We start from the raw sequence: 13,942 nt of genomic DNA on the forward strand, positions 1-13,942 counted from the left end.
CTATAATAATGTAGATATAACCTTTTCAAAATCTCGACCATATACCCGTTGGTTGTATGACTGTAAATCTCGTTGAGAAGAGTGAATCACAGGACTTAAAGTTGCCTGTTGCATATAAATCATAGACGGACGACGCAGGTGCTCGTATTTTTTCCAAGCTGTAGCGATCGCTTGGTTGTCATTTAACTGTAAATTAGTAATTAAGGTAGCAATTGCTAGGGCATCTTCAAATCCTTGGTTTGTCCCCTGTGCCATAAATGGAGGCATTCCGTGAGCCGCATCCCCTACCAAAACAATTCTACCATGACTCCAAGCAGGTTCTATTTGCTCTTTATCAGTGTTGGAAGTCACATGAGCAGTGGGAGGTAGTTGTAGAGCATTGGAGGTACTAGCCCGGTGAATGTAGTATGGACGTTGCTGCATGTTCTCACTAGGTGAGATTCTGACTAATTGCTGGATAAGATCCGGAAAATTAGCAGTTTCTATGGCTTTGAGTCCTAACTCAATTAATGCACTTCCCGATTTATCTTGCACAGATTCCCAAGTTAAAGCAGCATGGATAATGTAACCAAAATTACCTATTCCCCGACGGAATAACATCATTCTGGGGTTTTCAGCACCGCTAACAATGGTTACAATTCGCCCATCACCGATATACTTTTTCTCCAGTTGCTTTACCAAATCTTGGGGTAGATTATCAATGTTTCGACAGATAATAGCTGTAAAACCAGAATATTCAGGTTTAGAAAAAGCTGCATAGTCAGTATCTTCATAAATCACTCTGCGAACTGTTGAGTTAATCCCATCAGCACCGACTACTAATTTTGCTTGAAAGGATTTACTAGCAGATGGTGAACTAACAGTATCTGGATTTTCCACTGGTGTCATTTCTTGCCAATGGGCATAAGGATTTTCATCAGTTCCCATATCACATACGCAATCCACCCGTACACAACCTATTTCCGGCTGCTCTATTACATCAACACAACGATGATTTGCCTTTACTTGTTCTGGGGGAAGTAATTTTCTCAAAGCTGTTTGCAATTCATACCAAGCAATGGAAACCCTACCTCCTCCATAATTTGCAAACCAACTGTCGAAACTGAGAGGAATGGAGCGAATCGTTTCTCCTTGCAAGTTCTTATACAACCATTCTGGTGAATTACTGGCAGATTTTTGTCCCTGATTGTCAGTAGATGGGGGGCTAGAAAATTTCATTCCATTTTGCTTGACTGCTTCGTAAGCCTTATTCTCCAAGCATTTTAGGGCTTTTAACCCATTGGGGAGTAAATCAACTGTATGACCAACCTGACGAAAAGCACGGGTTTGGTCAAGAACAAGAATATTTTTTATACCTCGCTGACGTAAGCCAATGGCAGTTGCTAAACCAACGGGACCAGCACCAACTACTATAACATCGTAAATTTCCATAGATAATTAGCCATTAAAAATACTTAATTTTGTTTGTTTTTAACTAGGAATGGCTCATAAGACAACAAGAATTAGGTTTAACACTAATATGACTCATCTGTGGAGATATTGTCTTAGCATATTTCCACTATACTATTGAAAGGAATAAATTTATGTTTTCTTTCAGTATTTTTACTATTTTTTTCATTGCACTGAGTTACATCTAGCACAATTTATCATCCGGAGATAGAATTAAAACATTGAGGCAATTTAAGGGTGACTTGAGAAAAAATTTCTCAAAATATAATATTTCTTCAATAAACAATATTGCGAATAGAAACACAAAATAAACATGAAAATCAAACTTTTATTATCGGCGTTGGTGATTTCTGCATTTACTAGTATCAATGGAACTGTATTAGCTCAAACTGCTGAAAATACAAACATCATAGACAGCAATAAAATTACAAAAGATGTTAAGCAGACTGAGAAAATAAATAATATCAAAAAATTAATGGAGATTACAGGCTCCAAAAAAATGTCTCAACAAGTTATGAATCAAATGATTGCTGGGATGAGAAAACAATTACCTCAAGTGCCACAACAATTCTGGGACGGTGTAATTGCCGAATATGATCCAAATATTATTATGAATGAATTGATTCCTATTTATGCCAAATATTATACCAATGACGAACTGGAACAAATAGTTGCATTTTATGAAACTCCTTTGGGTAAAAAAATTACTCAAGTTATGCCTCAAGTAATGCAAGAATCCATGCAGGTTGGTCAAAAATATGGCGTACAAATAGCACAAACAGTCTTGAAAAAATTGCAAGCAGAAGGGTATTTACCTAAGAAGTAATAAGTGAGCCATTGCGGTGGAAGGGTTTCCCGGCATAAAGGAGGCAGTCCAAATGAAAAATAATTTGCACCGCCAATTACCTAAGTAGAATTTTCTTTCCCCCCTGCTCCCTACTCCTTGCTCCCTGCTCCCTGCTCCCTGCTCCCTGCTCCCTGCTCCCTGCTCCCCTGCCTCTGACTGACTTCTGCGATCGCGTTAAAATTAAGGCAAGAACTTGAACTGGCAAAGTTGTCAGCAACCGTGAAATGGTACAAGCACAACCTCAAATCCTGACTTTGGAGGAGTTTCTGAAGCTACCGGAAACGAAGCCTGCTAGTGAGTACATTGATGGAAAGATTATTCCCAAGCCCATGCCTCAAGGAAAACATAGTCGTATTCAAGGAGAACTTTTACCCGCTATCAATAGTTTAGTTAAGCCTGAAAAAATTGCTTGTGCATTTCCGGAATTACGCTGCACCTTTGGAGGTCGCTCAACAATACCTGAAATTTCAGTATTTGTTTGGCATCGAATTCCATGTGATGAGAATGGAGAAATTGCAAATGTATTTTCCCTAGCACCAGATTGGACTATTGAAATCTTATCTCCCGACCAAAGTCACACAAAGGTAACAAAAAATATTCTTCATTGCCTCAAGCATGGAACCCAGATAGGTTGGCTGATTGACCCAGAGGAAAAAACTGTGTTTGTTTACCATAGTAAACAAGAAATTGAGGTATTCGATCAACCCGATATGTTACTTCCTTTACCATCTTTTGCGAGTGGGCTAAATCTTACAGTGAAGGATTTATTTGCCTGGTTATTACTGTAATAACGCACGGTGAACAATGGGCGTGGGACAAAAAACACGGCTTTCTAAGATACAAGGTTGAGCATTCAACAATGTCCGCGCCCTAATTGCTCAATGGCACTGTCAATCAATTCTATACCCTGCTGCACATTTTCAATCAAGGTCAATTTTCCCCGCAAATCAGCCGCACCAACAAAGCCTTTTGCATACCAAGCCATATGTTTGCGTGCCTGTCGTATACCTCGTTTGCCTTTATATTCATATAAAGCTCGTAAATGTTCTTTGGCACATTCCAATCTTTGTATGGGTGTTGGTGATGGTAATATTTCTCCAGTTCTCAGGAAATAATCAATCTCTCCTACCAAAAATGGATAACCCAAAGTTCCACGAGAACACATTACCCCATCTGCACCAGTGACTTGCAAACATTCAATGGCTGATTCCACAGAAAATATATCACCATTGGCAATGACGGGAATATCCAATACTTCCTTTACACGGGCAATCCATTGCCAACGGGCATTACCATTGTAACCTTGGGCACGGGTGCGTCCGTGGACTGTAATCATTTTTGCTCCCGCATCCTGCATGATTTTGGCAAAGTCGAGGATAGTAATTTCCTCATCATTCCAACCAATGCGGGTTTTTACTGTTACAGGTACATCAACTGCATTGGCTACTTCTTTGACAATTGCTTCTGCGACTTCTGGTTGTCGTAATAGGGAGGAACCGCCACCTTTTTTAGTAATTTTATTTACCGGGCAACCCATATTAATATCAATAGTATCTGCCCCTTCCCCCACTGCTTTTTGTGCGGCTTCTGCTAAAAAATCTGGACGACAATCGAATAATTGAATACTAATTGGACGTTCGTTGGGATCTACTTCCATGAGTTTTGGTAGTTCCTTGACGTGGTGCAATTCCGTAGCACTTACCATTTCTGTGTACATCATGGAATCTGGTGCATAGCGACGTACTAAGCGGCGAAAGACTAAATCTGTGACACCAGATAAGGGGGATTGCAAAACCCTACTTTTGATTTCTACTGAGCCGATTTGCAGAGGTTTGGAGAGTCGAGATTGCAAGGTGGGAGGTAGGGTTATCATTATGAATATACAAGCAAAGTGAATAGTATTAGAAATAAAAAACTGAATTTTGCCAGCTCTAAATGGTAATTTTGGCAGAGAAACCAGTAAATTGTTATCAGGGGAGTAAATAATTGAACTAATAAATAGGGATGTCTAACGGCAAGCTACAAGATATCTACACATCTAATTTGGGATCCATAGTAGGGGAAGATAATGCTGTGGACTGGAAAAATGTAACACCCAGTCTGCAAACAACTCTTTTAGGTGCAGTTTCGCCAGAAATTGCCCCTAAAAGAGTTGTTTATCCCCGTACTCAAGCAGAACTAGGTGCAGTCATTACAAAGGCTTACCGCAACCAATGGCGAGTTCTCATTTGTGGTAGCGGGAGTAAACTCCATTGGGGTGGTTTAGCTCAGGGGATAGATATAGTCATTAGTACAGCTAGACTGACTCAGCTGATTGCTCATGCGGTGGGTGATTTAACTGTGACTGTGGAAGCTGGGATGAAATTTGCCCAACTACAAAAGATTTTAGCTGAAAACAATCAATTCCTTGCCCTCGATCCTACATACCCAGATAATGCAACTATTGGCGGTATAATTGCCACTGCTGATACTGGTTCCCTGCGACAACGTTATGGCAGTGTGCGCGACCAAATACTAGGTATTACCTTCGTTCGCAGTGATGGAGAAATTGTCAAAGCGGGAGGAAGGGTAGTAAAAAATGTTGCTGGCTATGACTTAATGAAATTATTTACTGGTTCCTATGGTACATTAGGAGCGATCGCTCAAGTTACATTTCGTCTTTATCCTATACCCTCAGCATCCCAGACTATAATTCTCACTGGGGATTTAGCAGCCATATCCCAAGCTGCTGATATTCTTCGTAGTTCTGCATTAACCCCCACTCAAGCTGATTTACTCTCCGATCAGTTAATATCTAGCTTAGTTTTGGGTAAAGAATTGGGATTAATAGTACGTTTCCAAAGTATTCCTGAAAGTGTTAGGGAACAATCAAAACAATTATTAGCGATCGCTGATAAATTAGGTTTAGATAATGCGATTCATATAGATTCAGACGAAGCAGACTTATGGCAAAGATTGCGAGAATCAATGCATAATATAACCCAAGAATCTGCAATTACCTGCAAAATAGGAATATTACCCACTGCGGCAACAAAAGTTTTAACTCAAGGGGAAATGGGGATGATTCACATTGCTAGTGGTTTGGGTATATTGCGATTTGCCAATGAAAAGGGTGTATTAGATATGCGAAATATCTGCGAAAATCAAGGGGGTTTCTTAAGTATTCTCTCAGCACCAACCCATGTAAAAGAGAAAATAGATATTTGGGGTTACAAGGGTAATGCTTTATCTTTAATGCAGGGAATTAAACAGCAATTTGATAGTAAAAATATTTTCAGCCCTGGGCGTTTTGTTGGTGGAATTTAGATTTCAAAGCATCTTCAGATGAATCATCCCACAAATATACAACGCCAATAAAAATATCATCAATTAATCATGCAAACTTCAGATAATAAAGTTAATCAAACAGCTAGTATAAAAAATCTCAAAGGCTTCGATCTTAACCATCCACCAGACCCCAAATTAATTGATAGTTGCGTTCACTGTGGATTTTGTCTTTCCACCTGTCCCAGTTACAGAGTAATTGGTAAAGAGATGGATTCGCCTAGGGGAAGAATTTATTTAATGGATGCTATCAACCAAGGGGAAATAGCATTAAACTCAGCCACAGTCCAACATTTTGATTCCTGTTTGGGTTGTCTAGCTTGCGTCACCACCTGTCCTTCAGGGGTAGAGTATGACAAATTAATTGCTGCTACCCGCCATCAAGTAACTCGCAATTATCCCCGCAGTTGGGGAGATAACATCATTCGCAAACTGATATTTTCCCTCTTCCCCTATCCCGATAAATTAAGACTTCTCCTCTTTCCCTTATTGATTTATCAAAAATTAGGTTTTGCTAAATTCCTTCGCGCCACAGGATTACTCAACAATATATCCCCCCGATTGGCTGCAATGGAATCAATTTTGCCAGAAATTACCCTCCAATCCTTTCAAAATAATTTACCAAATGTGATTCCCGCCCAAGGGAAAAAACGCTATCGGGTGGGAGTAATCCTAGGCTGCGTACAAAGATTATTTTTCTCCTCTGTGAATGAAGCAACGGTGAGGGTTTTAACAGCTAATGGTTGTGAGGTGGTAATTCCCCAATCTCAAGGTTGTTGTGCGGCGCTTCCAGAACACCAAGGACAAACAGAACAAGCACAAGCCTTAGCTAAACAGATGATTGATAGTTTCGCCGGAACTGGTGTTGATTATGTAATTATCAATGCTGCTGGTTGTGGTCATACTTTGAAAGAATACGGTCATATCTTAGCAGACGACCCAGAATATCGAGAGCAGGCGCAAGAATTTTCTGGGAAAGTCAGGGATGCACAAGAATTTTTAGTAGATGTTGGTTTAACTACCAACTTATCTCCCTTGAGCAATAAACCATTGAACTTAGTTTATCAAGATGCTTGTCATTTATTGCACGGACAAAAGATTAGTGTCCAACCCCGTGAGCTATTAAAACAAATTCCTGGGGTGAGTTTAAAAGAACCCGTGGATGCAGCAATTTGTTGTGGTAGTGCGGGGGTTTATAATATGCTGCAACCAGAAGTGGCTGAAGAGTTAGGCAAACAGAAGGTACGGAACTTGTTAAACACTGGTGCAGATTTGATTGCTTCTCCCAATCCTGGTTGTAGTTTACAGATTGGTAAGCATCTGCAAGATCGAAAAATAGGAATTATGCATCCGATGGAGTTATTGGATTACGCAATTCGCGGGGAGAAATTAAAGGATTTTTGAGGCTGCTTACCTCCTCGACTTCTTTCATCAATCGAGGAGCTGAATCTCATCACATAATACGTTAAACAGGGTCTGCTGAATAATTGAAAAATATTGATATATCAATGCTTTGAGCCTATTTTATTGGGGAGGGGCGTGCAAGGAAATTAGGATTTTAGGTTTAAAACCCTTGCATCTGTTATTTTTTCTGGCAAAAAGAATAGAAATAAAGAGGCTGGAACTACTCCCTACTCCCTACTCCCTACTCCCTACTCCCTACTCCCTACTCCCTACCCCAGCATATGTCAACGAATTTTACAAGCGATCGCAATCATCAATTTACTCTGGGGATCACTATAAGAAACTATATCTTACCTATAAGAAATTTTTTTATAAAAACTTAATTTTTTAGTTAAGAAGCGTGATAATATTAATTCCAATGATATAAATCTATACATAATATATTTTGCATAGATAAATGTCTATGAATGGAGTTTTTTCCACTCACATCTTGCACATTCTCAATAAGGGTAAGGTGGGCACTGCCCATCCTACTAAATAAGAAGGGTTACAGGCGATAATTTTCGCATGGGATCGTAATGGTACAAGATATGAGTTTATATTCACTCCAAACCTGAATAGAGTTTGATGCCATATCTTGTCTTAAATATTAAATCATAGACTTGTACATCTGCTCTGTAAAGTTTTAACACAATGAATTTACCCACTATAGGTATGTGTTCTACCCATGCAATTGACCAACAAGATTCATTTTCGCAACCCACGCGGTGATATTTTTGGAGGTGTTACCGCAGCTGTTATTGCTTTACCAATGGCATTAGCCTTTGGTGTTGCTTCCGGTGCTGGTGCAGCCAGTGGCTTATGGGGTGCTGTTTTAGTAGGATTCTTTGCTGCTCTATTTGGTGGTACCCCCACCTTAATCTCCGAGCCGACTGGCCCTATGACAGTAATTATGACAGCTGTCATTGCTAATTTAACAGCCAGCGATCCAAAGAATGGCATGGCAATGGCATTTACTGTTGTCATGATGGCCGGAATTTTCCAAATTATTTTTGGTTTACTGCGGCTTGGTAAGTATATCACAATGATGCCTTACACTGTGGTTTCGGGTTTTATGTCCGGTATCGGCATCATTCTTGCCATCCTACAACTTGCCCCATTTCTAGGACAAGCCAGTCCCAAGGGAGGAGTTATCGGCACACTCCAAGCCATACCAGAACTGGTGACTAACATCCAACCAGTAGAAACCATGTTAGCAGTAATCACAGTGGCAATCATCTGGTTCATGCCCTCGAAGCTGAAGCGCATTGTTCCTCCCCAGTTAATTGCATTGATTGCTGGTACAGTTTTGTCCTTAGTATTATTCTCAGGGGTAGACATTCGGCGAATTGGTGAAATTTCTGCTACCTTACCCACCATGCAGATGCCAACCTTTGAGATTGGCCAGCTGCAGTTGATGTTTGTAGATGCAGCTGTACTGGGGATGTTGGGTTGTATTGATGCCCTACTAACATCAGTAGTTGCAGATAGTTTAACCCGTACAGAGCATAATTCTAATAAAGAGTTAATTGGGCAAGGCTTGGGCAACTTGATGTCAGGCTTGTTTGGTGGTATTCCTGGTGCTGGGGCCACCATGGGAACGGTTGTGAATATTCAAGCTGGTGGAAGAACCGCATTATCTGGTTTGACCCGTGCTGGTGTATTGCTGGTAGTAATTTTAGGTGCAGCGAAGTTAGCAGCCACTATTCCCCTAGCAGTGCTAGCAGGGATTGCCCTCAAGGTGGGACTTGACATTATTGACTGGGACTTCTTAAAGCGAGCCCATAAAATTTCCCTTAAGGGTGCCCTGATTATGTACGGGGTGATTCTGCTGACAGTTCTAGTAGACTTGATTGTCGCTGTGGGTGTGGGAATTTTCATCGCCAATATTCTCACCATAGATCGCATGAGCCAGTTGCGATCAGAGTCTGTGAAAACAATTACCGATACAGATGACACTATCCATTTGAATGCTGATGAAAAACGCTGGCTTGATGAAGGGAATGGTCGGGTTTTGCTTTTCCAATTGAGTGGCCCCATGATTTTTGGAGTTGCGAAGGCTATATCCCGAGAACACAATGCCATTGGGGAATGTGATGTCATAGTTTTTGACCTCAGCGATGTACCTCATCTGGGTGTTACAGCCTCTTTAGCCCTAGAAAATGCCATTGAGGAAGCAGTTGAAAAAGGTCGTCATGTCTTTCTTGTGGGAGCAGCTGGACAAACCAAGCGCCGTCTTAACAAGCTAAACGTCTTCAACTTGATTCCGCCTCACTACCTTTACATGGATCGTGGGGAAGCGCTAAAAGATGCGGTGAATCTAATCTTCCCAGAACTAAATCAGCAAAATCAAATCTTAGATTTAGGTACATCAGCAACAAGCTGAATTTAGTTATCCTACATAACACAGGAATGACGATATTGTCAAACTATTTTTGATTTTGGATTAACCAGAAGAAGCAGGGGGTAAAGGGGCTCTGCTTAGGGGTGTAGTGAATAAAAACAAGAGAATTTTTTCGAGCACTAAATGTTGAATATCTATCAACACTACACCCACTCAGTCACCCCAACACCCTGCTCTGGTTTTTGTCTTAACTTCATGCCATTCGATTTCAAGCCCTCGAATTTATTCGTAGAAGTTCTCCCTGTCCCCTTGTCTCCCCTGCCTCAAGTCAGGGGCTTGTATCCTTTTATTTTTCGGTCACAATTAGTTATCCGTGGGTGATACTACAAACCAAATTTACCGTACAGTATTTATTAAAGTGTCATACACCCTACACTTAATAACTGTGCCAGTTACGTAAGTCATAAACTACTTTAAAAGGTCTCTTTATGTTCCTAAATTTTGATTCCAATATACCACTGACAAACTTAATGGATATTTGGCATTCCCCGCCCTGGTTAATGACAACAACGCCAACAACAGAATCTGGCCCATGGGTACTTACAGGTGTTTTACTCAGTTTAGTTGTAATTTATCTTACGAGTAAATTAGGAGGTGAGTTGTCTAAGCGCCTCAATTTACCACCAGTTTTAGGGGAGCTAATTGGGGGTGTTGTTGTAGGGATTTCGGCTCTACACCTGCTAATGTTTCCAGAAAATAGTGCAGCAGCGACAGATTCAATGATCGTCAGGGCGTTGCAATCCTTGGGGAACTTAGACTTAGAAACCGTCACCCATATTTTCCAAAGTCAAAGCGAAGTGATTTCTGTGCTGGCAGAATTGGGAGTTATTGTTCTGCTGTTTGAAATTGGTTTGGAATCAGATTTACGAGAACTGAGTAAAGTTGGCTATCAAGCAGCTATTGTTGCTGTCATTGGTGTTGCTGCTCCTTTTATATTAGGAACAGTTGGTTTAGTGACGATTTTCCATGTCTCTATCATTCCCGCCATCTTTGCTGGAGCAGCCTTGACAGCAACAAGTATTGGTATTACATCAAAAGTTTTGTCCGAACTGGGACATCTAAAATCGACGGAAGGTCAGATTATTGTCGGTGCGGCTGTAATTGACGATGTGCTAGGTATTATTGTCCTCGCCGTTGTAGCTAGTTTAGCTAAAACTGGTGAAGTGGATTTGCTAAATGTGGTCTATTTGATTATCAGTGCTAGTGCCTTTCTGCTAGGAGCTATTTTCCTAGGTAAATTCTTTAACAAGAGTTTTGTGGCGATCGCAGATAAATTACAGACCCGTGGAGCCTTAGTAATTCCTGCATTTATCTTTGCTTTATTAATGGCTGTATTAGCCAATTTGATTCATCTGGAGGCAATTTTAGGTGCTTTTGCGGCTGGGTTAGTGCTTGATGAAACCGACAAACGCAAAGAACTCGATCAGCAGGTAGTACCCATCGCTGATATTTTGGTACCAATTTTCTTTGTCACAGTTGGTGCTAAAGCAGATTTAGGAGTATTAAATCCAGCGATCGCTGAAAATCGAGCCGGTTTAATTATTGCAACTTTCTTAATTGCAGTTGCCATTATTGGGAAGGTAATCACTGGCTGGGGTGTTTTTGGCAAGCCTGGAGTCAATCGTTTAGCGATCGGTATAGGTATGATTCCCCGTGGTGAAGTGGGCTTAGTATTTGCAGGTATTGGTTCAGCTAGTGGTGTTTTGGATAAGCCTTTGGAAGCAGCCATTATCGTTATGGTTATTCTCACAACCTTCTTGGCTCCTCCCTTATTGCAGTGGGCATTGAAAGGACAGGAAACAGAAGTAGAAGTAGAAGAAGTATCGATACCGGCAGAAAACGCAACCCTACCTGTGGTTGAGTAGATTGGAATTTTGACTGTCCAATCTTGTGGAATGGGCATCCCGCCCATCCTGCCCTTCAATCAAGGTAGAAGGCAGAAGGCAGTCCAAATGAAAAATAATTTGCACCGCCAATTACCTAAGTAGAATCTTCTTTTCCTCTTGCTCCCTGCCCCCTGCCTCCCCTGCTTAGAAGTCAGAGGGCAGGAGGCAGAATGTCATATTTGTTAGGGGCGCAAGTATTGCGCCCTTGTCACTGATAAAATTATTCTCAGAAATCACTTCATGTCTTCTTGATACAACGTCCTAAATTTTTCTGTAGAAAAAATCTAAAATTCAAATTTCCAATTGTTTGACTTCCTGAAGGTGGTATAAGCAATGTCCATATCCATATTAGAAGCCTGCATTTTTGCAACTGTCCTCTGCGGTTTTTTTGGCATCATCCTCAAACAAAATCTGATGATGAAAATCATCTCGATGGATGTCATGAGTACTGGTGTGATTGCCTATTATATTTTGGTAGCAGCCCGGGGGGGCTTATACACTCCAATTGCTAGTGCTAAACAAGTTGCTTATGCAGATCCGGTTCCTCAGGCAGTTATTTTGACTGCAATTGTGATTGGCTTTTCCATCCAAGCTCTGATGCTGGTAGGAGTTATGAAGTTATCACGGGATAATCCAACCTTGGAAACTAACGAGATAGAAAAGAACAATACACCATGACTACGATGACAATCGCCTGGATTGCCCTACCGTTTTTTGTGGGGTTCAGTATTTATCTCCTTCCTCAACTTGCTCGCTACCTAGCTCTAGGTGTGGCAATTGTTTCTCTTGGTTACGGGTTACAGCGCATACTTGACCTGTCACCCCTAAACTTACAGTTATTGGATAGTTTTGGTGTCACTTTACTCATAGATTCACTAAGTGGCTACTTTATATTAACCAATGCCCTAGTCACAATAGCAGTTATTCTTTACTGCTGGCATAGCCAGAAAACGGCTTTTTTTTATACCCAAGCAATCATTTTACATGGCAGTGTCAATTCTGCATTTATTTGTGCAGACTTTATCACCCTGTATGTAGCCCTAGAAGTTATTAGTGTGGCCGCATTTCTTTTGATTGCTTACCCTCGTACTGAAAGATCAATTTGGGTTGGCTTGCGCTATCTGTTTGTCAGTAACACAGCCATGCTATTTTACCTGATTGGCGCAGTACTAGTGTATCAAGCTAACAACTCCTTCGCCTTTGCTGGTTTGGGTCAGGCTCCCACAGAAGCGATCGCTCTTATTTTCCTTGGGCTATTGACAAAAGGAGGGATTTTTGTGTCGGGTTTGTGGTTGCCTTTGACACACTCAGAATCAGAAACCCCCGTATCAGCATTATTGTCAGGAGTTGTGGTCAAAGTAGGTATTTTCCCCTTGGTGCGTTGTGCCTTGATATTAGGAGAAATAGATCCCATTGTTCGGATTTTTGGCGTTGCTACCGCACTCCTAGGAGTGGGCTATGCTGTTTTTGAAAAAGATACTAAGCGGATGTTGGCATTTCACACCGTTTCCCAGTTGGGTTTTGTCCTCGCGGCACCAGAAGTTGGTGGCTTTTATGCCCTGACTCATGGTCTAGTAAAAGCAGCTCTGTTTTTGATTGCAGGGAACTTACCAAGTCGCAAATTCCAGGAATTACACCATCAACCAATTTATACCCCCATCTGGATTGCTTTGTTGATAGCTAGCTTCTCCATTTCCGGCTTTCCCCTTTTATCTGGCTTTGGAGCAAAGGTACTAACTATGAAAAATTTGCTTCCTTGGCAAGTAATTGGCATGAATCTAGCAGCCTTGGGAACAGCCATCTCCTTTGCTAAATTCATTTTTTTGCCCCATGAGAGAAAACAAGTTCAGGAATTTAAACCTAGTTTTTGGTTAGCAATCATTCTCTTACTTGGTGGACTGTTTGCAGCTAATGTAGTTTATTACGACGCTTATACCCTTACTAATATTGTCAAGCCCCTAGCAACCATTGCTTTAGGTTGGTTAGCATACCTGGTGATTTTTCGACGAGTTTCCCTCAAGTTACCACGGGTAGTAGAGAAATTTGAGCATCTAATTGGTGTGATGAGTTTGGTATTAACCCTACTCTTTTGGATGGTGCTAGCATGATTGGATATCTGGATTTGCTATTGCGATTAACCATTTGGTTTTTGTTAACAGCTGATTGGAGTTTGGCGAATATTATTATTGGGGTTTGCGTTTCCCTACTCATACCGCGAAGCTATACAAAATTTGCTGTTTTGAAAGATTGGTTACAGGTACTGTGGGAAATTATTGTAGCTATCCCCCAAGCATACTGGGAAGCTGTAGAAATTATGTTCCGCCCCCACACTGAAGAAGAAATAGTGATGGAGCGAGTTAAACCTAGGCGCACACCTGGACTGATATTTTTAGATATTTTTCTGATTACATTTACACCAAAAACTATTGTGGTTAAATACCACGAAGATGGCTGGTATGAAGTGCATCGGGTGCGACGGAAGAGAAGAGGAGAGGAGGGAAGGAGTGAGGGAGTGAAGAACTGAGGGAAGTGTGGGGAGTGAGAGTAAAACATTATGGGCACGGTATCCACAATCTCTCGGTATATGCA

Annotated in this window: 11 protein-coding genes; 9 read left to right on the plus strand and 2 right to left on the minus strand. The window is 41.1% G+C overall.

What is annotated here, in order from left to right; all coding sequences use genetic code 11:
* Entirely contained in the window at positions 1-1,431 is a 1,431-nt protein-coding gene (locus CALSC_RS03225; protein WP_088239980.1) for an FAD-dependent oxidoreductase, read from the minus strand.
* 331 nt (positions 1,432-1,762) lie between these two features.
* Here CALSC_RS03225 and CALSC_RS03230 point away from each other — a divergent pair, with 331 nt between their 5' ends.
* Both CALSC_RS03230 and CALSC_RS03235 read left to right on the plus strand, forming a co-directional pair.
* A complete protein-coding gene (locus CALSC_RS03230; protein WP_088239981.1) occupies positions 1,763-2,275 on the plus strand; it encodes a DUF2059 domain-containing protein in 513 nt (170 codons plus the stop codon).
* 245 nt (positions 2,276-2,520) lie between these two features.
* Positions 2,521-3,084, plus strand: coding sequence for a Uma2 family endonuclease (locus CALSC_RS03235; RefSeq protein WP_088239982.1), 564 nt, complete (start codon positions 2,521-2,523; stop codon positions 3,082-3,084).
* Positions 3,085-3,149: 65 nt separating this feature from the next.
* Here the strand turns inward: CALSC_RS03235 and dusB are convergent, their stop codons facing one another.
* Positions 3,150-4,169 carry a tRNA dihydrouridine synthase DusB gene (gene dusB / locus CALSC_RS03240; protein WP_088239983.1) on the minus strand — a complete coding sequence of 340 codons (1,020 nt, stop codon included), beginning with the start codon at positions 4,167-4,169 and terminating at the stop codon, positions 3,150-3,152.
* 131 nt (positions 4,170-4,300) lie between these two features.
* Between dusB and CALSC_RS03245 the strand changes: the two genes are divergently transcribed.
* From CALSC_RS03245 to CALSC_RS03275, 7 genes are all read left to right on the plus strand, one after another.
* Entirely contained in the window at positions 4,301-5,602 is a 1,302-nt protein-coding gene (locus tag CALSC_RS03245) for an FAD-binding oxidoreductase (RefSeq protein ID WP_088239984.1), read from the plus strand.
* Positions 5,603-5,671: 69 nt separating this feature from the next.
* On the plus strand, positions 5,672-7,024 hold the full coding sequence (locus tag CALSC_RS03250; protein ID WP_088239985.1) for a (Fe-S)-binding protein: 1,353 nt from the start codon (positions 5,672-5,674) through the stop codon (positions 7,022-7,024).
* Between the two features lie 727 nt (positions 7,025-7,751).
* Positions 7,752-9,449: a bicarbonate transporter BicA gene (bicA, locus tag CALSC_RS03255; protein WP_088239986.1), complete on the plus strand. Its 1,698-nt coding sequence runs from the start codon at positions 7,752-7,754 to the stop codon at positions 9,447-9,449.
* A gap of 488 nt (positions 9,450-9,937) precedes the next feature.
* Positions 9,938-11,332, plus strand: a complete 1,395-nt coding sequence (locus CALSC_RS03260) for a cation:proton antiporter (RefSeq protein WP_200817549.1) — start codon at positions 9,938-9,940, stop codon at positions 11,330-11,332.
* Between the two features lie 366 nt (positions 11,333-11,698).
* Complete coding sequence (locus CALSC_RS03265) at positions 11,699-12,031, plus strand: cation:proton antiporter subunit C (protein WP_088240002.1); 333 nt, start codon at positions 11,699-11,701, stop codon at positions 12,029-12,031.
* Complete coding sequence (locus tag CALSC_RS03270) at positions 12,028-13,461, plus strand: cation:proton antiporter (protein WP_088239988.1); 1,434 nt, start codon at positions 12,028-12,030, stop codon at positions 13,459-13,461. Before CALSC_RS03265 ends, CALSC_RS03270 begins: the two co-directional genes overlap by 4 nt.
* On the plus strand, positions 13,458-13,877 hold the full coding sequence (locus CALSC_RS03275; protein ID WP_088239989.1) for a Na+/H+ antiporter subunit E: 420 nt from the start codon (positions 13,458-13,460) through the stop codon (positions 13,875-13,877). Before CALSC_RS03270 ends, CALSC_RS03275 begins: the two co-directional genes overlap by 4 nt.
* The last annotated feature ends 65 nt before the right edge of the window (positions 13,878-13,942 follow it).

Source organism: Calothrix rhizosoleniae SC01 (genome assembly GCF_900185595.1).
Lineage (GTDB): Bacteria > Cyanobacteriota > Cyanobacteriia > Cyanobacteriales > Nostocaceae > Calothrix_A > Calothrix_A rhizosoleniae.

Excerpts from the sequence above, each read along its gene's own strand:
- CALSC_RS03275 (WP_088239989.1), top strand. The coding sequence starts at position 13,458 with ATGATTGGATATCTGGATTTGCTATTGCGATTAACCATTTGGTTTTTG.
- CALSC_RS03260 (WP_200817549.1), top strand. The coding sequence starts at position 9,938 with ATGGATATTTGGCATTCCCCGCCCTGGTTAATGACAACAACGCCAACA.
- dusB (WP_088239983.1), bottom strand. The coding sequence starts at position 4,169 with ATGATAACCCTACCTCCCACCTTGCAATCTCGACTCTCCAAACCTCTG.
- CALSC_RS03230 (WP_088239981.1), top strand. The coding sequence starts at position 1,763 with ATGAAAATCAAACTTTTATTATCGGCGTTGGTGATTTCTGCATTTACT.
- CALSC_RS03250 (WP_088239985.1), top strand. The coding sequence starts at position 5,672 with ATGCAAACTTCAGATAATAAAGTTAATCAAACAGCTAGTATAAAAAAT.
- CALSC_RS03245 (WP_088239984.1), top strand. The coding sequence starts at position 4,301 with ATGTCTAACGGCAAGCTACAAGATATCTACACATCTAATTTGGGATCC.
- bicA (WP_088239986.1), top strand. The coding sequence starts at position 7,752 with ATGCAATTGACCAACAAGATTCATTTTCGCAACCCACGCGGTGATATT.
- CALSC_RS03270 (WP_088239988.1), top strand. The coding sequence starts at position 12,028 with ATGACTACGATGACAATCGCCTGGATTGCCCTACCGTTTTTTGTGGGG.
- CALSC_RS03235 (WP_088239982.1), top strand. The coding sequence starts at position 2,521 with ATGGTACAAGCACAACCTCAAATCCTGACTTTGGAGGAGTTTCTGAAG.
- CALSC_RS03225 (WP_088239980.1), bottom strand. The coding sequence starts at position 1,431 with ATGGAAATTTACGATGTTATAGTAGTTGGTGCTGGTCCCGTTGGTTTA.